Origin of the sequence: Exiguobacterium sp. BG5(2022) (assembly GCF_031844365.1) — a bacterium.
Taxonomy (GTDB): Bacteria; Bacillota; Bacilli; order Exiguobacteriales; family Exiguobacteriaceae; genus Exiguobacterium; species Exiguobacterium profundum.
The window spans coordinates 605,014-630,583 of record NZ_JAUZVB010000001.1; the positions used below are offsets into that span (position 1 = coordinate 605,014).

The following is a 25,570-nucleotide window of genomic DNA, read 5'->3' on the forward strand; positions in this document are numbered from 1 at the left end:
GATAAAGGGTGGTTATGATGATTTGGTCAAATTCAAAAGGTTCGATTCCAGAAGGCTGGTATGAACTTCAATCAGGAGATGTCATCCGTCCAAAACGATGGATGTTGTCATTTTTAGAGAAGGCAGAGTCGAGCGGCTACGCAGTCATCGATCCACCGCTTCTCGAATACTATTCACATTATCAAAATTTAGCGCTCTTTGACGAGTCAGCCTATTATCGATTGTTCGGGAACGACGGGGAACTTCTCGTCATGCGCCCTGACTATACACTACAAATCGCAAGAAAGTTAGCAGACGGTCATGAACCGATGCGTGTCGCTTACGCTGGTGCCGTCTATCGTCGGACAGTCAAACATTCCGGGCAACCCCATGAACGGCAACAGCTTGGACTCGAATGGGTCGATGGCGAAGAGAAGGACAGTCATCTGATTGAGTCCTTTCTCGATATGACGGAAGGAGTCCTGCCTACCGAACGTTTGACCATCAAAATTGGGTCAGCAGCCGTCATCTCGCTCATCGCGAAAGAGACAGGGATTCAGGAACGGACATTCCGAAAAATCTTAGCACTTCGAAACTTAGAATCATTACGTGAATTAGCAGAGACGTATCGCTATCCGTTGATTGCGAAGCTGCCCTTTTTAATTGGGAATTCTGCACTCGAAGAATTACGGTCTGAGGCACCAGAGTCTTTAAAAGAAGCCATCGGTGAAGTGGACGAGGCGGTGCAACACTTACGTACTATCGGATTAGAGGTGTCTTACGATTTCGGTCAAACGGGAGACTTTGATTACTATTCAGGATTGACCGTGACGGGAAGTGTTGAAGGCAAGCGTGTCCTTTCAGGAGGACGATATGATTCACTGTATGGACATTTTGGACACTCGAGACGAGCGTTCGGCATGTCGCTCGATTTAGAACAGTTAGATGAGGTGATCAAATGAAAGTAGCGGTCGCGAAAGGTCGGATTGAAAAAGCAGCCCGTCAATTTTTTGTCGAACGTGACTTACCCGTATGGCCAGAGAAGCGGGGACGTGAGTTGACGGTACAAGCAGGAAATCATGAATTCATTTTCGTCAAAGGGGACGACGTCTATAAATATGTGATGCATGGAGCGGCAGATGTTGGCATTGTCGGCGGTGATATTTTACGAGAAAAAACGCCAGGCGTACTCGAAGTCGTCGATTTACCGTTCGGTCGCTGTCGAATGGCCGTCTGTGGTCCAAAAGTTCGACGCAACGGCACAAAGAAATTGAAAGTGGCGAGTAAATATCCGAATATCGCCATATCACACTTTGCATCGAAGCGACAAAACGTAGAAGTCATCGCGTTGAACGGGTCGGTCGAACTGGCTCCGTTAACGGGACTCGCTGATTGCATCGTCGACATCGTCGAGACAGGCGCGACGTTGGCTGCAAACGACTTGGAAGAATACGAGACGATTTTTTCAATCAATGCAAAATTCATCACGAGTGAGACAGCTTTAGCGGAACAGCCTGACGAATTGAAGGCCTGGATTCGAAAGATGAGTCAGGAGGAGAACGCATGAGTACAGAAACGAATCGCTCAAGGCGCGAAGCTTGGGCCGAAGCCGTGAAACCGATCGTGGAATCGATCGAGGCCCGCGGAGACGAAGCGCTGCTTGAGTGGACGAAACAATTCGACGGGGTCGACCGAATTGAATCGGTCGATTTGGCCAGCTTTAATCCGCCAGTCGCATATGCTGAATTGACAGAGGCGCTTACATTAGCGGCGGAACGGATTCGTGCATTTCACGCGCGTCAAGTCCGACAAGACGATGTGTTCGAAGATACGATGTTCCGCCTTGGGAGACGCTATATGCCACTTGATTCGGTCGGAGTTTATGTACCGGGTGGGACTGCCGTCTATCCGTCGAGCGTCCTCATGAACATCATTCCGGCGAAAGTAGCTGGCGTCAAACGAGTCGTCATGGTCACCCCACCAAAAGCAGATGGGATTGACATTTCCCTTTTGATTGCAGCAAAAATTGCAGGTGCCGATGAATGTTTTCTGGTCGGTGGGGCCCAAGCCGTGGCAGCACTCGCATACGGGACAGAAACGATTCGTCAAGTTGACAAGATTGTCGGCCCAGGAAATGCATATGTCGCGACGGCGAAGGCTCTCGTCTCACACATCGTCGGTATCGACTCCGTCGCCGGACCATCCGAAGTGTTGATCATTGCCGATGAGACGGCGAACCCGAAGTGGGTTGCCGCCGACCTGCTCGCACAAGCGGAACATGACGTCGAGGCGACTGCGATTGCGCTTGTCACGTCAGAAACACTCCGCAACCAAATCGAGCAAGAACTTGAGCGACAATTAGTGCTATTACCACGCCAAGACATTGCGAGAGAATCGTTGAAGCGTGGCGGCGTCTTGTACCGGACAATCGAGGATGCGATCGAGTACGCGAATACGATGGCCGCGGAGCACGTCCAGTTGGCCGTCAAAGATCCTGAGGCGTTGATGCGGGCAATCCGTCACGGTGGTTCGTTCTTCCTCGGACATGAGGCAGCCGAAGCATTTGGAGACTATATCGCTGGACCGAACCACGTCTTGCCGACGAGCGGGACGGCCCGCTTCTCTAGTGGACTATCGGTCGATGATTTTTATCGCCGTCAGACGTTCCTTGAGATGACAGAACTTGATGAGACGATTACAAAGGCAGCGATTCGAATCGCCAAACAAGAACAATTAGAAGGACACGCCCGTGCGATGGCTGTTCGGATGGAGGACATATGAGACGAAATTATCAAAATATCCCACGCTATGTACCTCATGCCGCTTCGGGATATGCGCTCAATCAAAATGAAAGCCAATATCCGTTACCAGAACGTCTCGAACGAGCTATTCGAGACGTATCACTCGAGGCACTCAGCCGTTACCCAGTCGAAGAATTGCTCGCTTTAAAAGCGAGCTATGCTGACTATGCGGGAGTCGAGCCGACGCAACTCATGGTCGGCAGCGGGAGCGATGAGCTATTGGCCATCTTGAGTCAGGCGATTTTGGATACGGAAGACCGTGTGGTCGCACCGGCCCCAGACTTTTCGATGTATGGCATCTATACACAAATTGCCAGAGGGCATTTCACACAACCGGACGAACAGGGTTTGCGTTACGAGACGTTGGCTGAAGTCATTCGAACAACAGACCCTAAACTCGTCTTGATTTCGAATCCGAATAACCCGACCGGAAAGATGTGGACACTAGACGAATTGTCTGACATTGCGACACGTGTACCGTACCTCGTCGTGGATGAAGCGTATATTGATTTCACAATGAAGAACTCATTTGTGTCTCGCTTGAACGAATATCCGAACGTCATCATCTTACGGACGTTATCGAAGGCGTTCGGTCTAGCGAACCTCCGGATTGGTTTCATGATTGCATCTGAAGAAATCATCGAACAGATTGACCGCTTCCGTTCGCCATTCAATGTCAGTGGACTCAGTGCCGCTGTCGCCAACGTCGTCTTACGAGATGAATCTTATATTCAAGAGTCGATTCAGTTCCATACGGCGCAACGTGAGAAGTTAACGGAGTTGTTACGACCAGTCGGTGAGATTTTACCGAGCCGTGCCAACTTCATTTATGTCAAAACGGATGATAGTGAAGGATGGGCATCCCGCTTCCTTGATAAAGGGGTCCATGTACGTGCTTTTCCCGATGGACTACGTGTCAGTGCAGGGACAGACGAGGCGTATGCCTTGATCCGACAAACGATTGAAGAGGTGAATTCTGTTGAGAACAGCTGAACTAAAACGTGAAACGAAAGAAACGAAAATTGACATTCGATTAAATCTAGACGGAACGGGTGAAAGCTCCATTCAAACGGGGGTCGGCTTCTTCGATCACATGTTGACGTTGCTCGCTTTTCACAGTCAGATGGATTTAGACGTGAAAGTCGAAGGCGATACGTGGGTCGATGCCCACCATACGGTCGAGGATGTCGGGATCGCACTCGGTCAGCTCATCTCCAAGTCACTCGGGGATAAAGTCGGAATTCGCCGCTACGGGTCGAGTTACATGCCAATGGATGAGACGCTAGCGCGAGCGGTCATTGATGTGTCAGGACGCCCATTTCTCGTCTATCAAGCGGATATTCGCAATCCGAAGCTTGGTGATTTTGATACCGAACTCGCTGAGGAATTTTTCCGTGCCGTTGCCATGAATGGTCGACTCACACTGCACCTTTCTGTTCTGTACGGGTCGAACTCACATCACATGATTGAAGGGTTGTTCAAAGCGTTCGGACGAGCGCTTGCCGAAGCGGTCTCTAGCGATGGGACGAACCGTCTCCCTTCTACGAAAGGATGGATCGAAGGATGAAAGTAGCGGTCATCGATTATGGTATGGGAAACGTATTTAACGTCGAACGTGCATTACAAGCCATCGGTTGCTACGTCGTGATCACGAACGATGCAAATCAAATTGAAGAGGCGGATGCCGTTTTACTTCCTGGGGTCGGTGCCTTCCCGCAAGCGATGCAATCGCTCGAACAGACGGGTCTTATCCCACTATTTCAACAGATGGCGACGGAAAAGCCATTTTTAGGGATCTGTCTTGGGATGCAGCTCTTGTTTGATTCGAGCACGGAAGGTATGCCGACAAAAGGTCTCGGGTTGATTCCGGGAACGGTCGAACGGATGCGAGCGAAGCGTCTCCCACACGTCGGATGGAACTCGATCCTTCGCGATGAGGATGTCTATTTTGTCCACTCTTACCATGCCGTGACGGCCGACGATTACATCGTGGCGGCAGCTGATTATATGGGTGAGAAAGTTCCGGCAATCGTTCAAAAAGGGCTCGTGACGGGCATGCAGTTCCACCCGGAAAAGAGCGGGACATTTGGTCTCAGCTTACTTCAAGAATGGAAGGAGGCGGTCGAGCGTGAGATTACTACCCGCCATTGATTTGATTGGAGGCAAGATCGTCCGTTTGACGGAAGGTGATTTTTCTACGGAAGAACAATACGGAGATCCGTATGAATTATTAAAAGCGTGGCAAGGGAAGGTCCCGATGATTCACTTGATTGATTTAGAAGGGGCCAAGGCAGGTGAACCGCGTCATTTAGACGTTGTCCGCTATGCGAAGTCTCTAGGGTTCCTTGTCCAAACAGGAGGAGGAATTCGTTCAGAAGCCGCACTTGATGCTGTGATGGAAACCGGTGCGGATCGCGTCCTTTTAGGGACGAAGGCGTTTACGGATCCTGACTTTCTAGACAAGGCGATTGAAAAGTATGGCAAGCGAATCGCTGTGGCACTCGATGCCTATGACGGGAAGGTCGCCATTAACGGATGGCAGGAAGCGACAAAACTCGATGACATCTCGGTCGCACAAGACCTTGTCAAACGGGGGATCGAGACGATTCTATATACCGATATCGGATCCGATGGGAAACTGAATGGACCGAACGTTTCTCGCATGAAGGCGTTACGTCAAATCGTCAACGTCACATTGATCGCCTCAGGCGGTGTGACGACTGAAGAGGACGTGAAGGAACTGAAGATGGCGAAAATTGATGAGGCTGTCGTCGGGAAAGCACTTCTGTCCGGTAAGGTGAGCATCGAAGAACTGATTGAATGGGAGGCGCGTTATGCTTAAACGCAGAATTATTCCATGTCTTGACGTGAAAGAAGGTCGTGTCGTCAAAGGGATTGAGTTCGTACAATTACGAGACATCGGTGATCCGGTCGAAATCGCGAAATATTACGATGAGTCCGGAGCCGATGAACTTGTCTTTCTCGATATCACGGCAAGTACAGAACGTCGCCAGACGATGCTCGATGTCGTCAGTGCGGTGGCGCGGAAAGTATTCATCCCGCTGACGGTCGGTGGCGGGATTCGTTCACTCGAGGATATCTCGTCACTATTAAAAGCAGGGGCGGACAAAGTATCGTTGAACACGCTCGCTGTAGAATCCCCAAGTCTCATTCGTGAAGCGGCCGATCGTTTCGGTTCGCAATGTATCGTCGTCGCAATCGACGTAAAGTTTGAAGGCGGCGAATATTATGTGTACACATATGGTGGAAAACAGAAGACGGACCTGTTGGCGGTCGAATGGGCGAAACAAGTGGCCGCGCTCGGGGCGGGTGAACTTCTTGTCACGTCCATGAACCAAGATGGAAAGCAGAGCGGTTATGACCTTTCGATTTTAGAACAACTTCGTGAAGTCGTCGACATTCCGATTATCGCATCCGGTGGGGCAGGCAATGCCGAGCACGTAGTCGAAGCGCTTGAGAAAGTCGATGCCGCATTACTTGCATCCATCTTACATGACCGAAAAACGACAGTAGAAGAGGTGAAGCACGTATGCACGAGTCACAACTTGCCGATGCGGTTCGTTTCGACGAAAATGGACTGATTCCCGCCATCATCGTCTCAGACGACGACGGGGCGGTCCTCATGCTCGGATATATGAATAATGAGGCAATCCGACAGACGCTTCGTGAACGGGTCGTCACGTTCTGGTCTCGTTCAAAAGGTCGGCTTTGGATGAAAGGGGAGACGAGCGGAAATACACTGGACGTCGTCAGCATCCACATCGACTGTGACCAGGATGCGCTTCTCGTTCGTGTTCATGCGAATGGCCCGACGTGTCATACCGGTAATCGAAGCTGTTTCTTTACGGAGGTGAACGTATGATTCATGAATTGGAACAATTGATTCAATCTAGAAAAAATGAACCGAAAGAAGGTTCGTATACGACTTATTTATTGGAACAAGGCGTTGAAAAAATCGCGAAAAAGTTCGGGGAAGAAGCGTTTGAGGTCGTCATTTCTGCTATGACGGATGAAGACTTGGTTGAAGAGTCAGCCGACCTTCTGTATCACTTACTCGTCTTGTTAGTAGCCAAAGGTGTTCGTTTAGAGGATGTGGAAGCGTTACTCGCCGAGCGTCACGGTACTACCACACCGGCGAAACCACGTCGAGACGTCACGGAATGGTAAATGAAAGAGGAAGGAGACGCGCTCCTTCCTCTTTTGTGTTACCGATTGACCGAGGCGGCCATGCGAATGTACGTATGGCGTCGTCCGCGAATCGCAATGGACAGTGCCTGAATGTTCTCTGGTACGGCAATTCCGGACAGTCCGGCGTCACCTATATGCACGATATCCGCTCCGCCTCGTTTTGAAGAGAGTGCGATCTCCCGAACGGTCTCGACATCTGCGCCTTCTTGTGACGTTCCAATCGCTGCTAACGTGAGAGCGCCGAGCACTTGCAATTCCTGAACGAGTTCGTGAAACGATTCTTCACGTACGCCAGGTACAGTGCCTGGAGCCGGAAGGAGGATGATATCTGCGCCAGCTTCGACGAAGCGGATATACGCGTCGCGGTCCAACACATTGCCTGCACCGGCTTGATGCATTTTCCCGGCAATGATGACCCCTGCGAATTCACGACGTGCTTGGATGATTGCTTGTTCGATTGCTTCATTCGTGACCCCGGTATTCGGATTGCCTGTTAAACAGACGAAGTCAAACCCGAGCTCCGATGCTTTTTGGAACGCTTCGATTGAAGCGAGTCTGCCTCGTTTTACTTCATTCATCTCGGACGACTTCTCTGAAAAATCAACAGGTTCCAAGTTGACTCCAATTGGCAATCCAATCAGTCGTTTTAGTTCGAGAATCGGATGATCGCTCATCTCATCACCCGGCATCTCCCCGAATAATGCATGACTTTCAAGTCCTTTAATGTAAGGATGAAACACATCGATCATGTTCAATAAAATCAAGTCGACACCGAATGCTCGTGCTAGTTCTGCGTTTGTCACTTCTGGATACAACGGCTGCACCGTCGGGATGACCTCGGCCATGACCGTTCGACCTTCTGCTTTTCGAATCGAATCGATTAAATCTTGACGATTAAACGTGATAAAATCACTTGCTCGACATTCCAGTATTCGTTTCATGTGATCTGCCTCCTTCTGCTCATCCTTGTCTCTATTCCCTAAACCCTTGAAAAATCCTCTATACTAATTTTAAGGAGGGATTATGATGTCGGAAAAAGAAAAGATGATTCGTGGCGAACTGTATTTAGCTGGTGATGAAACGCTCGTTGCAGATCGGAAGCATGCCCGGAGATTAACTGAACAATTCAATCGTTCTGGAATCGATGATTTGGAAGAACGAAAAGAGATTCTTGGTGCGTTACTCGGATCGACGAAAGGGTCATATTATATCGAGCCGAACTTCAAATGTGATTATGGGTATAACATCCACTTAGGAGATCGATTCTATGCGAATTTTGACTGTGTCTTCCTAGACATTTGCCCCATCACGTTTGGGGATGACTGCATGCTCGCACCGGGTGTACATATTTATACGGCGACACATCCGATCGATCCGATCGATCGGATCTCCGGATATGAGTTCGGGAAGCCGGTGACCATCGGCGACCGCGTATGGATTGGTGGAGGGGCGATTATCAATCCCGGTGTGACGATTGGGGATGAGGCCGTCGTCGCATCCGGTGCGGTCGTCACAAAAGATGTGCCATCTCGAACAGTCGTCGGAGGAAATCCGGCACGTGTGATCAAGACGATCGACTGACAAAAACTCCTGAACGCGTGGTTCAGGAGTTTTTGACATGACTTGATTGCTTGTATTTCTGAATAGCTGTATATGCAAGATGAAGCGCCGTCTCATCACCAATCGTCACCCGAATCCCCGTAGGTTGTTTCGACGTGTGTATGTTCAAGTCGGTCAAATGGGCCCACACTGCTTCAGGTTGTTCTAACTCGATATACAAGAAGTTTGTCGATGCAGGGAGGACATGACCGATGGATTCAAAGGCTTGCGTCCACTTTTGACGCATCTGGTCATGCCATTCGATTGTTTCGTGAAGATAAGTCGCATCTTTTAAGAAGATGTTGCAAATCTTCGCGCTCACCCCGCTAATGTTAAATGGAGGTATGAATTGACGGAAGTAATGTGCGAGCTCGCTATTCGTCACCATGAATCCGATTCGGACGTTTGCCAATCCGAACGCTTTTGACATCGTACGGAGGACGATGAGATTCGGATGCTTCGCAAGAAACGGGATCATGCTGTCATTCGGTGTGAAGTCCATGTACGCCTCATCCACCACGAGGTACGGCACGAGTGAGGCGAGTTGCGTCAACTCTTCTACGGTCCACAGCTTTCCGGTTGGATTGTTCGGATTCGATAGGAGAAGAAGTTTTGGATGATGTGTCTCAATCGCCTTTACCATTCCTTCATATGATAAATCAACGGCTTGAACATGATGACCGTGTGCGATGGTCGTGAAGATTGGATACATCGAAAAGTCAGGTGCCGGAGACAAGACGATGTCATGTGGTGCGAGCAATGCTTGCGTCACGACATGAATCATCTCATCACTCCCACAACCGACTAGTAATTGCTCGGGTGTGACGCCAACGTATGCAGCGTAGCATTCGAACAATTCATTGATCGGTTCGACCGGATATTCGTGTAAGTCATGATACGTCAACGAATCAAGCTGACTCTTGATACGGTCAGGTAACGGGAACTGACTTTCATTTTGATTTAACCGATGTCCCGTCGGATAAACGACGGGATAAATCGGTAGCTCGACTTGTCTCATTCAGTTGGCTCCATCGAGAACCATTTTTTCACCAATTCATCGATTTCACCTGACTCCATCATCTTGTTCAACTCTTCGTTGAACTGGTTACGTAACTCATCATCTAATTTGAAGGCAGCAGCTGATCCTTTTTCGCCATCCTCTTTCAAAGCGAATGTATAGAAGCTGTCATCTTGGTCTAAATACTTTTGTGCGACCGTGTCTTCGATGACCATTGCATCGATTCGACCTGTGTTCAACTCTTGAACGATTTCAGGGATCTTGTTCAACGATACGAGTTCAGCGTTTGGTGCTTGTTCTTTAGCGATATTTTCTTGAATCGAAGCCGTTTGGACACCGATTTTCTTACCAGACAAATCTTCGATTGCCTGAAGGGACTCGTCTTTAGTCATGATCAAGTTTGTCGCGGATAGATAGATGTCTGAGAAATCGGCATTCTCTTTACGCTCTTCTGTTGGCGTCATCCCGGCCATGACGAAGTCGACACGCCCGCTATTGAGGGCTCCGAGTAAGCTACCGAAGTCCATATCTTCAATCTTCAATTCGTAACCGAGACGTTCTGTAATCGTCTCCGCGATTTCAATATCAAATCCGACAATCGCATCCCCGTTTGCCGTATCGACAAATTCATATGGGAAGTAATCGGCGCTCGTCCCCATGACGAGCGTTTTTTGTTCTGTCGCTTCACCTTCTGTCTCTTGACTACATGCACCGAGTAATACTGCGCTCATCATAAGTGATCCTGCTAATAACCATTTTTTCATATGTGTATAATGCCTCCCTGTTGTAGATGAGACTAAGTGTATATGTATGATTATTAATTGTAAAGCATAAATATACAAAAAATATTAAAAAGAGAAGCACTTTCTATCTGAAAGCGTTCTCTTCTTAGTTTTCCAAAAGATACGACATAATTCGCTCAATTGGAATTTCTCGATTGTCCATCGTATAGGTTTGTAAGTAAGGATGGTTAGTAGGCCGTTTGCAGTGTTCATTCATCTTAGACCAATTCTCATACGAAACTTGATCAATTTGACTCGGCCGTCTGACACGGTTTCGAAGTCGTGTGTTAATTTCTTCGTAAATTTCATGACGACACTCGATATAACGGTAAGTCGCTCCGTACTTGGTGGAAATCGCTATCCCTTTATCGAGCATTTCATCATAGAGACAAGGACTGTCGAGAATGACGTTTTGTCCAAGTGATAGGTGATACTCGACGAGGGACCAATCGACATCATAAGCCATCTTCCCGATTTCTCCATCCGAGAAGTTGCCATCAGGAAGCGTATGGAGTAGGGCGGTCTTTGAAACATCATGATCGATGATGACTGCGTGTACGTGTTGGATGATATGCTTAGCCAATGTGGATTTTCCTGATCCAGGTGTCCCAGACATTTGAAGAAAAAACAGATGATCACCTCACATCTAAGTAGGAGCAAATCTTATTACTCATACAACTTGATTTATTTGTTAAAATGACTCATTTCCTTAAGATAGTCTTCGATACAATCGACCTGAATAACCTGATAGGGTTAGTTAAAGGTTTGATCCGATGTTAGCATTTGCATACCATGATGACGTTCCCGTCAAGATCTCTGAAATTGAACCAATGTTCGTGCTCAATGGGTGTAATGACATCAATGTCGTTTTGAGTCATATAAGAATAAGCTTGATGAATATCGTGTGTATTTAAGTGAAACAGTGGTATCTGGATGATGTTCTCTTTTGAGTAGATTTTACTATCTAAAACGAGGTTCGTACCCTCTAATGGAATGACATATAAATGGTCGAATAAGATTTCTCCTTTTGTTGAAAGGTCGAATAAATCACAATACCAGTCACGCGCTTTTTGAATATCACTTACCGGAATGAAAATGGTACCGATTTTGTGAAGGATAGGGTTCATAGAAACTCCTGCCTTTTCATTTGATGAATGAAGTTTTCAACATCTTTCCGAGATTTTAAGACGATGATCTGTTTCTCGTGAGAATATTGTTTGATTCGTTTGACCATCTCTGGCTTTTGAATGTCAGGAAAATTCCAAACCCACTTCAGGAATGCGAAATCGAGTTTTTCCTCACAGGATGCACCCATATCCGGTCGTGTCGTACCACGATATCGGACAACTCGCTTGAGGACGCGATATATACAGACGATGCGTGGAAAATCGATTAAAATGACAGTGTCCGCTGCCTGTAGTCGTAAATCAAGGGTATTCCCGAAATTTCCATCGATAATCCATTCATCCTTCTTCACGAGTTGTTGTTGGATGTCGATTCGTTCTTCTCTCGGTGCCATCACCCATCCCGGTCTCCACATGAGGGCATCCAAATGATAGACATCGAGATGTAATCGTTCACCGAGTTGACTGGCGAGTGTGGATTTCCCCGCACCACCAGAACCGATGATCATGATGCGTTTCATATTTAGATTGCTATCAATCGTTAAGCTGCTCATCTACTCTTATTCATCCTCCAATACAATCCATTTCTTCAATTGACCGTCCTCTTCGTAAATGACCCGGACATCCATCTGCCCGATAACAAGACGTTGTTCCGAACTGAACACGACAATTGGATAGTCTGTCGATACCGGTTTATCCGTCTCAAAGATCGGGCTATGCGCCTGCATCGCGTAATAGCCGTCCGATCTCGTGTTGGCTGCCCCTGCATCAATCTGAGTCACATGTTCAAATCCTCTCAGTCTGAGCACATAACTATAAGACGTTCTCGCTCCTTGTTCGAGACGCCATTCTTCGATGGTGGCTGATTTGTCGTCCAGGGTTCGTTCTTCTAGCACTTTTTGTGCCGTATACTCTTTTTCGTAAGGAATCATCTCTTGAATGCTGACGACGGTCATCGTCGCGAGTTTGAGCGATTCCTCGGAAGGCGGGGTAATCAGTATACCAATAAAGATGAGGATGGGAATCAACAAATAGACCATGACACGACTACGCATTTTCATCACCTTACCTTTTTAGATGTAAACTATTTCTGCATAAGAGAATGGGAACCCTTTAAAAGATATCCCGAATCTCTAAAACCGATTCATTTCTTCAATTTTGTAAAGGAGCGGGTATGATACAGAGAGGAGGGATGTTCATGAAAATCGGGGTCATTGGTGGGGGCGTTGCGGGATTGACGGCAGCTGCGCTCGCGCAACAAGAAGGACATGACGTAACCGTCTTTGAAGCGTCACGTGAATGGGGCGGATGTGCCGGTAAGTTTCAACGTGGGGACTACTTGTTTCCCGCTGGTGCGACACTAGGAATGGGATTTGAACGAGGAGGAGTCCATCAACGTGTCCTTCAGAAATTGGGAGAATCAATCGAGGTCACCTTACTTGATGAAGTGATGGACATTCATCTTCATGACGTCGCCGTCACCTACTATCGCGACCGCAAACATCTACTCGAAGAGCTTAGTCGCACTTTCCCTGAGAACAGTCAGGCGATTCATGCATTCTATCGTGAAGTGTGGGGCGATTTTGAGAGGATTCGTCCGTTGTTTCAGCAGTTGCCCGCTCTTCCACTTCGCACGGTCTCGGATATGATCTATGCACTAAAAGGATTCCGGCCGAATCAAATCACAGCGCTAATGAAACTCCAGCGTCCACTCGGCGACACGTTGGCCCGTCATGGACTAAGCGGTACAATGTTCGAGCGATTTATCGATGGCGTTCTGCTCGACAGTTTGCAGACCGGTGCGAAAGAAGCGAGTCATTTACTTGGTGCAGTGGCACTGTCGGTCTATCACGAGGGAGCGTACTATGTTGAAGGTGGACTGTATCAATTGGCTCATGCGTTAGAGCGCGCCGTTCGAGCATTTGGTGGCGAAACGAAATTAGGGAGGGACGTTCAATCCATCGAACAGGTGACGGATGGATGGCTCATCACCGATCGAAGAGGACGACTTGAACTAGTCGATGTCATTGTTTCCGCCATTCCGATTGAGCGGACGAGCGAACTTCTGAGAGGACAGGAACAACGACGCTTCAAACGACAGTATCGCAGACAGTTGAAGCAGTCACAATGGGGCACGTTCAGTCTGTACCTCGTCTTACCTGAGGATGTGTGTCGACAGAAACCGCTGTTTCAACAAATCTATCACGAGCGATTACCGAGCGGGCATGCGTTCATCTCCATGTCCGCGCCAGACGACGTGTTACGGACAGAACGACCGGAACGAACCATCACGGTATCTACACATATCGATTTATCGGAATGGCAAGATTGGAAAGACCGGGCGGCATATGAGAAACTAGAAAAAGATTGGACCAATCGTCTCGTCGACGTTGTCGCGACTGCATTTCCTGCGTGGAATCGCGAGTCGTCACTTCTCCTTCCCGGTGCACCCGGGGCATGGGTAAAGTACACGAAGCGACCGCATGGGGCAGTCGGAGGTTATGCGCAGACTCCTAGCCAGGCGCTCTTTCGCGCTGCGAGTTATCGCACCGACTTGCCGAACTTTTTTGTGTGCGGGGATACCGTATTTCCAGGAGCGGGGACGATTGGCGCGATGACGAGCGGATTACATGTCGCTCGAGCACTCGGGGTGACGATTGATTAGGGGGAATAATGATGAAGAAAAAAGCATTTGATGAACTGACAACGATTGAGTTGTATCGCTTACTGGCGTTACGAACTGAGATTTTCGTCGTCGAACAAAACTGTCCGTATCAAGAAATCGATGGAAAAGATGAACAAGCCATCCATTATTGGATTGAAGAAGATGGAGAGATTGTCTCCGCCCTTCGCGTATTGACGGAAGCATCTCCGGTCGCCATCGGACGTGTCGTCACGAAAGCGACGCATCGAGGGAAAGGGTATTCCCGCCTCTTGATGGATGCGGCAATCAAAGATTTTGGACATGAGACGTTATACCTGCAAGCGCAGACGTATGTGGAACCTTTTTATGCCTCGTTTGGCTTCAAACGGACGAGTGATGTGTATCAAGAAGATAGTATTCCACATGTCGATATGTTACGTGAATCAACGAATCCCGCTAGTACCGTTTCGGAATCGTTCATGTTAGAATGAGAAAGAACATTCACGTGCTTTTGAGCACGATTACATTATAGACATAAAGGGGTTTACAATGGTGACCGATCAACAAGTAATTGCAAAAGCAAGAGAATTGGCAGATTTATTAGCACAAACACCAGAAGTGGCGCGCTTCAAAGAAGCGGAAGCGAAAGTAAACGGAAGTGACCGCGTACAGACTTTGATTAAACGAATCAAGTTCTTACAAAAAGAAGCCGTCAACTGTAAGCACTATGGCAAGACGGAAGCACTTGCGAAAGTCGAGCAAAAGATTGATAAAGCGATGGAAGAACTGGACTCGATTCCGGTCGTTCAAGCGTTCCAAGAAACACAAGTCGAAGTGAACGATTTGCTTCAATACGTGACGGTGACGCTCGCGAACTCCGTGACGGACCGCATCATCGAATCGACGGACGGCGACGTCCTTGCAGGGAAGACAGGGAGCGGCATGGCGGCTGAACAAGCACGCGGCGGCTGCGGATACTAAAACGACACAGCTGGCCGATGGTCAGCTGTTGTACTTTCTAGAGGTGAATCAACATGCAAGAAGTCCATCAGACACCAATGATGAAACAATATTTCTCTATCAAGGCCGACTATCCGGACGCCTTTTTATTCTATAGACTCGGCGACTTTTACGAGTTGTTTTTTGAAGATGCACAAATTGTTGCAAAAGAGTTAGAGCTCACGCTCACTTCGAAAAACGGGAAGCAGGCCGAGCATCCGATCCCGATGTGTGGCGTTCCGCATCATTCCGCAGCAATCTACATTGAACAATTGATTGAAAAAGGATTTAATGTCGCCATCTGTGAACAGACAGAAGACCCGAAAGCGACGAAGGGACTCGTGAAGCGGGAAGTCATCCAAGTGATCACGCCGGGTACATACATGGCGTCACTCAGTGAAAAAGAAAACCGATATCTCGTCGCCATCTCGGACGTCGCAGGGCGATTCGGAATTGCTCGCGGTGACGTTACGACGGGGGAATCGTGGTTGACGACACTCTCGTCAGAAGAAGCTGTCTTACGGGAAATCGAAGGATTGCTCCCGAACGAGGTCATCGTCGAAGATGAACGGTTGGCCGACTTGTTACGACAGACCGGGATCCCACTTTCGATTCAAGTGGACAAGCGGAATAGTCCACTCGCACAAGGTGCAAAAGATGAGGCACAACGCTCGGCATTTGAATTGCTGTTTGCCTATTTGACGAAAACACAGAAACGTTCACTTGACCACTTGCAACCAGCAGTCGCCTATGAAGTTGAACAACACATGCAACTTGACGCCAATACGGCCCGAAATCTTGAATTGTTCCGTTCGGCTCGTTCCGGGGAACGGAAAGGGTCACTCCTTTCTCTCCTCGATGAGACGACGACGGCGATGGGCGGTCGATTGTTGAAACGTTGGCTTGAACAGCCACTTTATACGGAGCAAGGTATCAGAGAGCGACAGGACGCCATAGAGAACTTAGTGGACGACTTCATGTTGCGCGATCAACTACAAGAAGAGTTAAAGCGAGTCTACGATATCGAACGGCTTGTCGCGAAAGTCGGGTACGGGACGGCGAATGCGCGAGACCTTGTCCAATTACGCGACACACTCGAGCGGATGCCTTCTGTCCGGTCACTCTTACAAACGGTGAAAGCCGATTGCTTGCAGCAAATCGAACAGAATCTTGACTCGTTCGAGACATTGAGTGAACAGCTCCGGGCTGCCCTTGTCGATTCACCTCCGATTTCGACGAAAGAGGGCGGGATGATTCGTCATGGTTATTCGGATGAGCTCGATGAACTGTTAGAAGCGAAAGCGAACGGAAAATCGTGGATTGCCAACCTCGAACAACAGGAACGCATCGCGACCGGTATCAAATCGTTAAAGGTCGGGTATAACCGCGTATTTGGTTACTACTTGGAAGTGACGAAAGCGAATGCGAAGTTGCTTGAAGAAGGACGTTATGAGCGGAAACAGACGTTGACGAATGCGGAACGTTACATCACGCCAGAACTGAAAGAGAAGGAAGCCCTCATCTTAGGTGCGGAAGAGAAGAGCTGTACGCTCGAATATGACTTGTTTGTCGCGCTCCGAGAAGAAGTGAAGACGTATACGAAGCCCCTTCAGCAGCTGGCTCGCTCACTCAGTGAATTAGATGTGCTCCTTGCTCTTGCCGTTGTGGCGGAGAAGCGGGAATACGTTCGCCCAGTTACGACATCTCACGTCCAAATTGAACGTGGGCGTCACCCTGTCATTGAGACGGTCTTGCCGCGAGGCGAATATGTCGCCAATGACTTGACGCTTGACGACACACGTCAAATGTTGCTCATCACGGGTCCGAACATGTCCGGTAAATCGACGTACATGCGTCAATTTGCCTTGATCGCGATCCTTCATCAAATCGGTTCATTCGTCCCGGCAGAAGCGGCGGAACTTCCGCTCTTTGACCGTATCTTTACACGAATCGGTGCGGCGGACGATTTGGTGAGCGGACAGTCGACGTTCATGGTCGAGATGACCGAGACGCGCCAAGCTGTCACTGAGGCGACGGAACATAGTTTGATTTTATTAGATGAAATCGGTCGCGGGACGTCGACGTATGACGGAATGGCGCTCGCACAGGCAATTGTGGAATATATCGCTTCATCAATCGGCGCGAAGACACTCTTCTCGACGCACTATCATGAATTGACGGTGCTCGAAGATTCGATTCCGACACTTGAGAATGTTCATGTCCGGGCGATTGAACGGGATGGGCGTGTCGTGTTCTTGCATGAAGTACATCCAGGACGTGCAGACAAATCATATGGGATTCATGTGGCAGAATTGGCCGAACTTCCGGATTCGTTGATCGACCGGGCCCGAACGATTCTGTCAGAACTCGAGTCGGAGGCGACGAAACCTGTTTTAAACGAGGAGGCTGTTCCACTCCCAGTGGAAGAAGTCAGCCAGTTGTCGTTGTTCGAGTCAACTGACGCTGTTCGAGAACAGCTACTCAAACTCGATTTATTGGCAATGAATCCAATCGAAGCGATGCAGGCGCTGTATGAACTGCAACAGACCGCAAAGAAAGGGTGAGTCGATGGGAATCATTCGAGAGTTACCTGAACAGCTCGCGAACCGAATCGCAGCCGGGGAGGTCGTCGAGCGACCTGCTTCCGTCGTGAAAGAATTAGTCGAAAATGCGATTGACGCGGGAGCGACGAAAGTAGACGTCGACTTACAAGAGGCGGGCATCCGTCTAATCAAAGTACGAGATAACGGGCATGGGTTCCATGAAGAAGACGCCGCCCGAGCCTTCTTACGACATGCGACGAGTAAAATCCGGGACGAGCACGACTTGTTCCGCATTCGGACGCTCGGCTTCCGTGGTGAGGCGCTCGCCTCGATCGCGTCGGTCAGTCACGTCTTGTTGAAATCAAAGCGAGCAGAGGAGGATGGCTTTGAGATGACGCTTGAAGGTGGAGTCGTCAAGGCGACAAATCCGGCAGCTACGAACATCGGGACCGAGATCGCGGTTAGCCAGCTCTTCTTCAACACACCGGCCCGTCTCAAATATTTGAAGACGTCAGCAACGGAACTTGCGAGCATTACCGATACGTTGAACCGTTTAGCGCTGTCTCATCCGGAGATTCGATTCACGGTCTTTCATGAAGAGAAAGAATTGTTGCGTACGAACGGGAATGGAGACTTGAAACAAGTGATGCTTGCCATCTATGGTCGCCAAGTCGCTGCACAAATCGTCACGGCGTCGAGCAAGACGAACGATTATACGCTGAGCGCCCATCTCGTGCGACCGGAAGTGACCCGTTCGAACAAACAGTACGTGACTCTCATCTTAAACGGTCGAAGCATCAAGAACTTTGCACTGACCCAAAGCGTGCTTGAAGGCTACCATACGCTCTTACCGATCGGTCGTTATCCGATTGCCGTGCTCGAAGTGAAGATGGACCCGATGTTGATTGACGTGAACGTCCATCCGACGAAACGTGAAGTGCGTTTGTCGAAAGAAAAAGAACTATGCCAGCTCATCCGAGAGACCGTTCAATTGACACTCCGGGAACAACGTCTCATTCCGTCTGTGAAACAAGAACCGAAGCCGAAACGTGTGACACCTTCTGAACAGTCGAAACTCGACTTTTCGATGGAGCCCCAACCTAAACAGGCAGATTCGGTCGAGTGGAACTATCCGATTCCGAGAGAACGGAAGGAGACGCTCACGTCACCATCCCAGTGGAACCCGGCTCCGCTCGTTCATGAGCCGGAGGCAGAGATGATCGAACCAGAACAGGTCGAGGAGTCTGTACGTCAGTCGGAGCGTTTACCGGCACTAGACGTCATCGGGCAACTGCATTCGAGTTATATCATCTGTGGAGCGGAAGACGGGATGTACGTGATGGACCAACATGCCGCTCAGGAACGCATCAAGTATGAGTTGTTCTATGAGCAGTTAGGACGTCCGGAAAAAGAGTATCAGCTTCTATTGATTCCGCTGACGTTAGAGTTCACGCAAGAAGAGACGCTCGCTATCGAAGAAGTGCTCCCGCTTCTAGCGGATGCAGGCATCACGTTAGAGCCGTTTGGGGGTAACACGTTCCTTGTCCGTGAGATTCCGACATGGTATCCGCAACATGACTTAGAGGGCACGATTCGTGATCTGGTGGAGATGGCCATTCAACAGCGGTCAATCGACATCGCGAAATATCGCGAAGAAGCATCAATCCTCATGGCGTGTAAACGATCGATCAAAGCGAACCATCCACTCAATAGGGAGATGATGCGACAATTGATTGATGATTTGAGTCGTACGACGTCTCCGTTTACCTGTCCGCACGGGCGACCGATTCTCGTGAAATGGAGCACGTATGAGCTTGAGAAGTTATTTAAACGCGTCATGTAATCGTCTTGTTACCTTGTTTTAACACGATGTAACGTTTATTCAGCCTTCCTCATGGGAAAACTATACACATGTCACTCAACGCATCGAGGTTGAGAGGTGGCTTTTTCACTGCCTCACCCTCAAGATGTCGACATGAAATGTATATCCATGTAGGAGGAAAAGAAAATGACGAACAAACTTCAAGTATCAAAACGAGAATTACGCCCACGGTCACTGCGCACGAAGTTGCGTAAGGAAGGTAAAGCGTTAGGCGTCGTCTACGGCTACAAAGTAGACAGCACTCCAATCGTATTTGACGAGATGGACCTTCGTAAAATTCTTCGAGACCACGGTGACAATGCCTTGATTGAACTCCATTACGATGGAAATAAAATCAACACGCTCGTGCACGGATCGGAAACGGACCCGTTCACAAACTTTTATCAGCACGTCGAATTCATGGCCGTGAAGATGGATGAAGAGACAGAAGTTGAAGCGGATATCGTCCTTGTTGGTGACGCGAAAGGCGTCAAAGAAGGCGGATATCTTGCCCAGTCACTTTATAAAGTGACGGTTTCTGCGACACCGGCCAACATCCCTGAACGCATCGAACTTGATGTGTCAGACCTCGAAATCGGTGACTCGGTGACGGTAGCAGATTTTCCAGAAGACAAATCGTACACGATCGTCTCGGAACCAGATATGCACATCGCCTCTGTGAATGAGCCGGTTGCAGAAGTTGAAGAGGAAGAATCAGAAGAAGGTTCAACTGAAGGGGAAGCATCAGAAGCTTCTTCTGAAGAAGCTGAAGAATCGACTGAGGATAAAGAATAAGCAATTCAATTATAAAAGAGGAGCATCATCCCTAGATGGGGTGATGCTCCTTTGTTTTATTGTCCAAACGAATCTGAACTTAATACTTTTAGATCAAAGTGAGGAAAGTGATGTAGCATTTTTGAGTTCGCTTTAGAGTGATGCAACTAATATTATGATTCTTCACCATAGAAATGATAATCCCGGATCAATACATGGAACATCTGATTATTGTAAATTGCACACGCTTTTCATTTTTGGAACCCATTTTTTAGCTATTGGAACCATTTCTCTTATTTATTTTAAAGTTTGTTTTGAATGCTCCAATTATTTTTTTTATGAATATTAATAAAAAATATAAGAGAGCTAAATTAAACAGCAACCCAAATAGTTCAAAACTGTAATCTCCTTGTCCTAGGTTACCTAACCAACGAGCTGGAAATCCATAGTATATGTAGGGTCCCTCTTCTCTAATCCCAATCTGAGGAATGAAAGAAAGTATCATTACAATAATAAAACTAAGAGAAAATACCTTAAAGTTGAATGTGGAACCACCTTTTGACATTTGGGAATCGCATCCTTTTTATGATTTTTTTGTATTTTAATCATCTGATTTCTATTTTCTATGTTATACTAACATTGTACTAAAATAATTGGAAAAAACAAGGGGAGTTTATAGTGATGAAGAACAAACTTGCTTTTTGTACACTGTCCACTGCGCTATTTTTTAGCTTATTTAATCAATCTGTATCCGCCAGCGGAGATATTGATGATTTGAGCAACAAAATTTCAAGTGAGAGTAGTCATGTAGAAATTGTTAAGGCAGAAGAAGTACCTGAAGGAGTATCTAGCATTAACTTTGATTCATATGAGGATTTTGAAAATGCTGTACGTGCTTGGGAAGTTGATCAATTAAATCGAGAAAAAGAAGAAGATTCATTATTTAGCTTAGGGATTGTACCTTCTGCATCACCTTCATTTTATGCTAAAGCAGCAGCCTCTAAAAGTGGCACTGATCGTATCAAGTGGAGCTCTGCTGAAGAATTGCGTTGGGTGTACTCATTGTGGTTACCACAAACCATGTATATTGATTTCGAGTATACTTATACTGGTTCAGGGTCAACAAAAAAATTCAGTAAAATAACTTCTGTAAAGTCGAATAGTAATGGTTTCCCATCAAGTTGGCATCAAACAACGTCTGCTAAAAACATTTCTGCGAATAAAAGAAGCGTATCCATTAAAATTCAAGGATATCATTTACTAGGAGTAAACATTAGCGGACAAAGCGTAGGAGCAAAATTCAGCGATTCCTATAATAAAAAATATAGCTTCTAAAATAAATAGTATACAGTTTACTATTTCTATCGATACTCTTAGTATCCCTCAAAATGTTGAATAATGTTTCTGACTACCTGAAAATGGATTGTGAGACATAATTCAAAGTGAGGGATTTTTTTGATGGCTCTTAAACAGCTTAAAATTTCCATATTATGTTCAAATTAAATATAGTGAATTTTAAGGAGAAGTAATGTTATATGAGAAACTCATCGAAGTATTTCATTTTTGTTTTGGGCGCCGTTTTTTTTATTTTAGATGAAATATTACGAGACTCTATCTCGTGCGGTATGTAGCTTGGTGAAATTAAATTGAACCGAATACGGTTGATTTTGATGGTTAACTACTCTGTTTCTTCATTATGTGGAAGTATGCTATCCTCCCGAAAATAGGGAGAATTTTTCTTTGTCACAAATCCGCCACATGTAAACGATTACGATGTGAACACTCTGTCAATTCCTTCTAGAGGTGATTGCCAACAGAGACTGTACAGTTTATATTGTTAATGATTTCACATATTCGAACTGATACTTTCCTATTTAATTATTCAGAAAGAAGGGTTTGTGACATGGCATCAATGGAAATCCATGCACTCGAATCATTACGGAAAAAAGCACAGGCTTCCTCGCAAATGATTCATTATCGTCCAATGGAATACTTTTTACGGGCGATGTTAGCCGGGATCTTTATCGGCTTTGCTTCAATCTTCACGTTGAAAGTCGTCAACGGTATGTATTTAGCGGAATCTCCGTTCACGACACTCATTGGGGGCTTCTCGTTCGGGATCGCGCTCGTCATGATCATCTATGGGGGAGCGGAATTGTTCACGGGGAATACGATGTATTTCACAACGTCGACACTTCGTGGCTATACAACGCTCAGTGATACGATGCTCGTCTGGTTGCTCTGCTTCGTCGGGAACGCACTCGGGGGAATCCTATTTGCGTTACTACTTGCACCGACTGGCGTCATCCAAGAACTCGGGATGAACAACTGGTTGTTCTCCGTTGTTGAGGGGAAAATGCACCATACGACGGTCGAAATTTTCTTCCGCGCCATCTTCTGTAACTGGATGGTCTGTCTCGCTATTTTCTTACCAAAACAAATGAAAAATGAGTTCGCTCAAATCTTCTCGATGATCTTCCTTGTCGCGGTCTTCTTCGCTTCAGGATTCGACCACGTCATCGCCAACTTCGTATTGTTCGCCTTGACGCTCGTCGTCCCACACCCGGAGACGATCAGCATGGCAGGTGCAATCCACAACTTGATTCCTGCAACGTTCGGTAACATTATCGGTGGAGCGCTCTTCATGGGAGCCATCTATACGTGGCTCAACTCGAAGGGTCTTCGTGAAGCACAAGAATTAGAGGAAGAAGTCGAATTAAAAGTTGTAAAAGCTGTTAAATAAATGATGTTTGTCACATATAACGTAGAGCCTTGTCTTACCGAAGACGAGGCTCTTTTTTATCGTATGATCACACATAAACTGTCACAATATCGACTCGTGACCATTGAGAAAAACACATGCCATAATCTATATATAGGATTTTTAAAACGATTAATATTGTTTTGAATCCATATATAGTGAGGTGATGGGTTTTGAAATTACTGCAGTTGTATGAGGACGTCTGCATCTTACCAGATCAAGACTTAGTACAAGAGAATGCGAACGTGGACGGTAAATCCCCGCTCGGGAAACTAGCACGACTCTCTTCGGAAGTGTCGAAAGAACTATCGCAGACGTATTTGATGTCGGAGCGACCAAAACAGGCCGTCACTGATAACTATTTATATGTGCACGACGCCGACTATTACATCACAGGCTCGACGACATGTTGTCAAATTCCACTCGGTCAATTATTAAAAGATGGATTCCATACGGGGCATGGAACAATCAGGTCACCAAAGGACATTCGCTCCGCCATGGCACTCGCATCGATCATCCTTCAAGCGAATCAAAATATGCAACACGGAGGGCAGGCGTTCCCGATGTTTGACGTCGACTTGGCACCGTATGTCGAGAAGACATATGAGCGTCAACTGAGCCGACTCCAATCCTTACCCGTTGACTGGGAAGAAACGCAATTGGAGACACTCGCTGAAGAAGAGACGATTTCGGCGACGTATCAGGCGTGTGAGGCGTTCATACACAATGCGAACTCGATGCACTCACGAGGTGGCGGGCAAGTGCCTTTCGTTTCGATCAATTATGGAACGGACACATCAAAGTGGGGACGTATCCTCATTCGAGAGCTACTTCGTGCCACGGAACGTGGGTTAGGGAACGGGGAGACTCCGATTTTTCCGATTCAAATCTTTAAAGTGAAGGAAGGAATCAACTTTCGGGAGGACGATCCGAACGTCGATCTTTTCCGTGAAGCGTGTCGGGTCACAGGAAAACGGCTATTTCCGAATTTTTCCTTCATCGATGCCCCGTTCAATGCCGCTTACTATGATGGGACGCATGCATCTGAAGTGGCATATATGGGTTGCCGCACTCGGGTCATGGGAAACCGACACGGAGAAGAGACGTCGATCGGTCGTGGCAATCTTTCCTTTTCCACACTCAACTTGGTGAAGATGGCACTTGTCTCGGAGTCGATCTCGGATTTTTACAGCATTCTCAACCGATATGTCGACATCGGGATCGAACAGTTAGTCGAGCGTTTCGAATATCAATGTACGCGTCGCGCTGAAGAATTTCGTTTCCTCTACACACAAGGTGTCTGGCGTGGAAGTGAGCAGTTACATATTCATGATGAAGTCCGAGACGTATTGAAACAAGGAACGCTTTCACTCGGTTTCATCGGACTCGCTGAAACGTTGAAGGTGTTGACGGGAGGTACACATGCTGAGTCGCGTGAAGCAGAGCGACTCGGTCTTGACATCGTCACGCATTTTGCCAATCGCATGCGTGCGGCAGCCGAAACGTACGACTTGAACTTTTCGTTGCTCGCGACACCGGCAGAAGGATTGTCAGGTAAATTTGTGACGCGAGACCAGGAAACGTTTGGGATGATTGAAGGTGTCACCAATCGTGCCTTTTATACAAATTCATTCCATGTGCCGGTCTATCAGTCTGTATCAATTCGAGAGAAAATCCGAATCGAGGCACCGTATCACGCATTGTGTGACGCGGGACATATTTCATATGTCGAAGTCGATGGCTCACTTGCCCACAATGCGGAAGCGGTGGAATCGATTGTCCGCTTGATGCGACAGCATGATATCGGCTACGGTTCCATCAATCATCCGGTCGATCGTTGCGGAAATTGTGGGTTAGAAGGACTGATTGACGATGCCTGTCCGACGTGTGGCGAGGATACAAACATTGAACGAATCCGCCGCATCACCGGTTATTTGGTCGGGACGATGGACCGTTGGAATACGGCGAAGCGAGAAGAAGAGCGGGCGAGGGTGAAACACGATGCGCATTCTATCCGTCGTTGAAGAATCCGTCGTTGACGGACCGGGGATTCGGACGGTCATCTTTACTGCTGGCTGTCCGCATCACTGTAAAGGGTGTCACAATCCTTCCTCGTGGAATCCAACCGGGGGTGAGGATGTCGAAGTAGAGGAACTTGTTCAGCGCGTCAAGCTCAGTGGTTGGGACGGGGTGACCATTTCTGGAGGCGAACCGTTTCTTCAATCGTCAGCGTTAGCAAAACTCGTCACGGCATGTAAGTCGCTCGGTAAAAATGTGTGGGTGTATACGGGTTATACGCTCGAACAGTTGGAAGCGAAGCACGACGAAGCGATTCAAACCGTATTGGACTACGCCGATGTGCTCGTTGACGGTCGTTACGAGCAGTCGCTACGAGATATGGGACTCCGCTTTCGGGGATCGAGTAATCAACGGATCATCTTTTTGAATAAAGTATAATCGAGGCAGAGATGTCTCG

At 47.6% G+C, this 25,570-nt stretch carries 26 protein-coding genes and 1 pseudogene; 20 read left to right on the top strand and 7 right to left on the bottom strand.

The annotated features are described in order from the left end of the window. Positions 1–17 precede the first annotated feature (17 nt). The 9 genes and pseudogenes from Q9R25_RS03115 to hisIE all read left to right on the top strand — a co-directional run bounded on the left by Q9R25_RS03115 (position 18) and on the right by hisIE (position 6,968). Positions 18–941, top strand: coding sequence for an ATP phosphoribosyltransferase regulatory subunit (locus Q9R25_RS03115; RefSeq protein WP_159562165.1), 924 nt, complete (start codon positions 18–20; stop codon positions 939–941). Next, on the top strand, positions 938–1,546 hold the full coding sequence (gene hisG / locus Q9R25_RS03120) for an ATP phosphoribosyltransferase (protein ID WP_215244019.1): 609 nt from the start codon (positions 938–940) through the stop codon (positions 1,544–1,546). The genes Q9R25_RS03115 and hisG overlap by 4 nt, the downstream gene beginning before the upstream one ends. Beyond that, positions 1,543–2,760 carry a histidinol dehydrogenase gene (gene hisD / locus Q9R25_RS03125; protein WP_215244018.1) on the top strand — a complete coding sequence of 406 codons (1,218 nt, stop codon included), beginning with the start codon at positions 1,543–1,545 and terminating at the stop codon, positions 2,758–2,760. The genes hisG and hisD overlap by 4 nt, the downstream gene beginning before the upstream one ends. Continuing rightward, positions 2,757–3,773 (top strand): pyridoxal phosphate-dependent aminotransferase, encoded by a 1,017-nt coding sequence (locus Q9R25_RS03130; protein WP_074037142.1) that lies wholly within the window; start codon positions 2,757–2,759, stop codon positions 3,771–3,773. The genes hisD and Q9R25_RS03130 overlap by 4 nt, the downstream gene beginning before the upstream one ends. Continuing rightward, the gene (gene hisB, locus Q9R25_RS03135; RefSeq protein ID WP_074037141.1) at positions 3,760–4,347 is read left to right on the top strand and encodes an imidazoleglycerol-phosphate dehydratase HisB; all 588 of its coding nucleotides are present in this window, start codon (positions 3,760–3,762) and stop codon (positions 4,345–4,347) included. Before Q9R25_RS03130 ends, hisB begins: the two co-directional genes overlap by 14 nt. After that, positions 4,344–4,931, top strand: coding sequence for an imidazole glycerol phosphate synthase subunit HisH (gene hisH, locus Q9R25_RS03140; RefSeq protein ID WP_311282770.1), 588 nt, complete (start codon positions 4,344–4,346; stop codon positions 4,929–4,931). Before hisB ends, hisH begins: the two co-directional genes overlap by 4 nt. Next, the gene (gene hisA, locus Q9R25_RS03145; RefSeq protein WP_031423919.1) at positions 4,909–5,622 is read left to right on the top strand and encodes a 1-(5-phosphoribosyl)-5-[(5-phosphoribosylamino)methylideneamino]imidazole-4-carboxamide isomerase; all 714 of its coding nucleotides are present in this window, start codon (positions 4,909–4,911) and stop codon (positions 5,620–5,622) included. The genes hisH and hisA overlap by 23 nt, the downstream gene beginning before the upstream one ends. Further along, positions 5,615–6,382 carry an imidazole glycerol phosphate synthase subunit HisF gene (hisF, locus tag Q9R25_RS03150; RefSeq protein WP_311282771.1) on the top strand — a complete coding sequence of 256 codons (768 nt, stop codon included), beginning with the start codon at positions 5,615–5,617 and terminating at the stop codon, positions 6,380–6,382. The genes hisA and hisF overlap by 8 nt, the downstream gene beginning before the upstream one ends. Continuing rightward, positions 6,331–6,968, top strand: a pseudogene (gene hisIE, locus Q9R25_RS14885) (bifunctional phosphoribosyl-AMP cyclohydrolase/phosphoribosyl-ATP diphosphatase HisIE). The gene hisF and the pseudogene hisIE overlap by 52 nt, the downstream one beginning before the upstream one ends. 38 nt (positions 6,969–7,006) lie before the next feature. On the opposite strand, the gene Q9R25_RS03165 reads toward hisIE, so the two are convergent. Next, a complete protein-coding gene (locus Q9R25_RS03165; protein ID WP_264092447.1) occupies positions 7,007–7,930 on the bottom strand; it encodes a DUF7916 family protein in 924 nt (307 codons plus the stop codon). Between the two features lie 85 nt (positions 7,931–8,015). Here Q9R25_RS03165 and Q9R25_RS03170 point away from each other — a divergent pair, with 85 nt between their 5' ends. Continuing rightward, the gene (locus tag Q9R25_RS03170; RefSeq protein ID WP_285800627.1) at positions 8,016–8,570 is read left to right on the top strand and encodes a maltose acetyltransferase domain-containing protein; all 555 of its coding nucleotides are present in this window, start codon (positions 8,016–8,018) and stop codon (positions 8,568–8,570) included. 22 nt (positions 8,571–8,592) lie between these two features. Here Q9R25_RS03170 and Q9R25_RS03175 read toward each other — a convergent pair whose 3' ends face one another. From Q9R25_RS03175 to Q9R25_RS03200, 6 genes are all read right to left on the bottom strand, one after another. After that, a complete protein-coding gene (locus Q9R25_RS03175) occupies positions 8,593–9,606 on the bottom strand; it encodes a pyridoxal phosphate-dependent aminotransferase (RefSeq protein ID WP_214817100.1) in 1,014 nt (337 codons plus the stop codon). Next, positions 9,603–10,370 carry a transporter substrate-binding domain-containing protein gene (locus tag Q9R25_RS03180; RefSeq protein WP_214817098.1) on the bottom strand — a complete coding sequence of 256 codons (768 nt, stop codon included), beginning with the start codon at positions 10,368–10,370 and terminating at the stop codon, positions 9,603–9,605. Before Q9R25_RS03180 ends, Q9R25_RS03175 begins: the two co-directional genes overlap by 4 nt. A gap of 124 nt (positions 10,371–10,494) precedes the next feature. Then, on the bottom strand, positions 10,495–11,004 hold the full coding sequence (locus Q9R25_RS03185) for a P-loop nucleotide/nucleoside kinase family protein (RefSeq protein ID WP_285800570.1): 510 nt from the start codon (positions 11,002–11,004) through the stop codon (positions 10,495–10,497). 160 nt (positions 11,005–11,164) lie between these two features. Beyond that, on the bottom strand, positions 11,165–11,515 hold the full coding sequence (locus tag Q9R25_RS03190) for a VOC family protein (RefSeq protein ID WP_311282774.1): 351 nt from the start codon (positions 11,513–11,515) through the stop codon (positions 11,165–11,167). Further along, entirely contained in the window at positions 11,512–12,033 is a 522-nt protein-coding gene (locus Q9R25_RS03195; protein WP_311283111.1) for a DNA topology modulation protein, read from the bottom strand. The genes Q9R25_RS03190 and Q9R25_RS03195 overlap by 4 nt, the downstream gene beginning before the upstream one ends. A 39-nt stretch (positions 12,034–12,072) precedes the next feature. Then, entirely contained in the window at positions 12,073–12,573 is a 501-nt protein-coding gene (locus Q9R25_RS03200) for a hypothetical protein (protein ID WP_311282775.1), read from the bottom strand. A 137-nt stretch (positions 12,574–12,710) separates the two neighbouring features. Here Q9R25_RS03200 and Q9R25_RS03205 point away from each other — a divergent pair, with 137 nt between their 5' ends. The 10 genes from Q9R25_RS03205 (at position 12,711) to nrdG (ending at position 25,551) form a co-directional block, all read left to right on the top strand. Further along, positions 12,711–14,177 (top strand): phytoene desaturase family protein, encoded by a 1,467-nt coding sequence (locus Q9R25_RS03205; RefSeq protein ID WP_311282776.1) that lies wholly within the window; start codon positions 12,711–12,713, stop codon positions 14,175–14,177. Positions 14,178–14,188: 11 nt separating this feature from the next. Further along, positions 14,189–14,647 (top strand): GNAT family N-acetyltransferase, encoded by a 459-nt coding sequence (locus tag Q9R25_RS03210; RefSeq protein WP_215244012.1) that lies wholly within the window; start codon positions 14,189–14,191, stop codon positions 14,645–14,647. 58 nt (positions 14,648–14,705) lie between these two features. Further along, positions 14,706–15,137, top strand: coding sequence for a YlbF/YmcA family competence regulator (locus Q9R25_RS03215; RefSeq protein WP_215244011.1), 432 nt, complete (start codon positions 14,706–14,708; stop codon positions 15,135–15,137). Positions 15,138–15,190: 53 nt separating this feature from the next. After that, positions 15,191–17,719, top strand: a complete 2,529-nt coding sequence (gene mutS, locus Q9R25_RS03220; protein ID WP_311282777.1) for a DNA mismatch repair protein MutS — start codon at positions 15,191–15,193, stop codon at positions 17,717–17,719. 4 nt (positions 17,720–17,723) lie between these two features. Next, positions 17,724–19,541, top strand: a complete 1,818-nt coding sequence (gene mutL / locus Q9R25_RS03225; protein ID WP_311282778.1) for a DNA mismatch repair endonuclease MutL — start codon at positions 17,724–17,726, stop codon at positions 19,539–19,541. A 165-nt stretch (positions 19,542–19,706) separates the two neighbouring features. Further along, positions 19,707–20,354 (top strand): 50S ribosomal protein L25/general stress protein Ctc, encoded by a 648-nt coding sequence (locus Q9R25_RS03230; protein WP_311282779.1) that lies wholly within the window; start codon positions 19,707–19,709, stop codon positions 20,352–20,354. A 660-nt stretch (positions 20,355–21,014) separates the two neighbouring features. Beyond that, positions 21,015–21,668: a hypothetical protein gene (locus Q9R25_RS03235; protein ID WP_214690990.1), complete on the top strand. Its 654-nt coding sequence runs from the start codon at positions 21,015–21,017 to the stop codon at positions 21,666–21,668. A gap of 577 nt (positions 21,669–22,245) precedes the next feature. Next, the gene (locus Q9R25_RS03240; RefSeq protein ID WP_370568602.1) at positions 22,246–23,076 is read left to right on the top strand and encodes a formate/nitrite transporter family protein; all 831 of its coding nucleotides are present in this window, start codon (positions 22,246–22,248) and stop codon (positions 23,074–23,076) included. Positions 23,077–23,267: 191 nt separating this feature from the next. Further along, positions 23,268–25,118, top strand: coding sequence for an anaerobic ribonucleoside triphosphate reductase (locus Q9R25_RS03245; RefSeq protein WP_311282780.1), 1,851 nt, complete (start codon positions 23,268–23,270; stop codon positions 25,116–25,118). Then, positions 25,096–25,551, top strand: coding sequence for an anaerobic ribonucleoside-triphosphate reductase activating protein (gene nrdG, locus Q9R25_RS03250; protein WP_159562209.1), 456 nt, complete (start codon positions 25,096–25,098; stop codon positions 25,549–25,551). Before Q9R25_RS03245 ends, nrdG begins: the two co-directional genes overlap by 23 nt. The last annotated feature ends 19 nt before the right edge of the window (positions 25,552–25,570 follow it).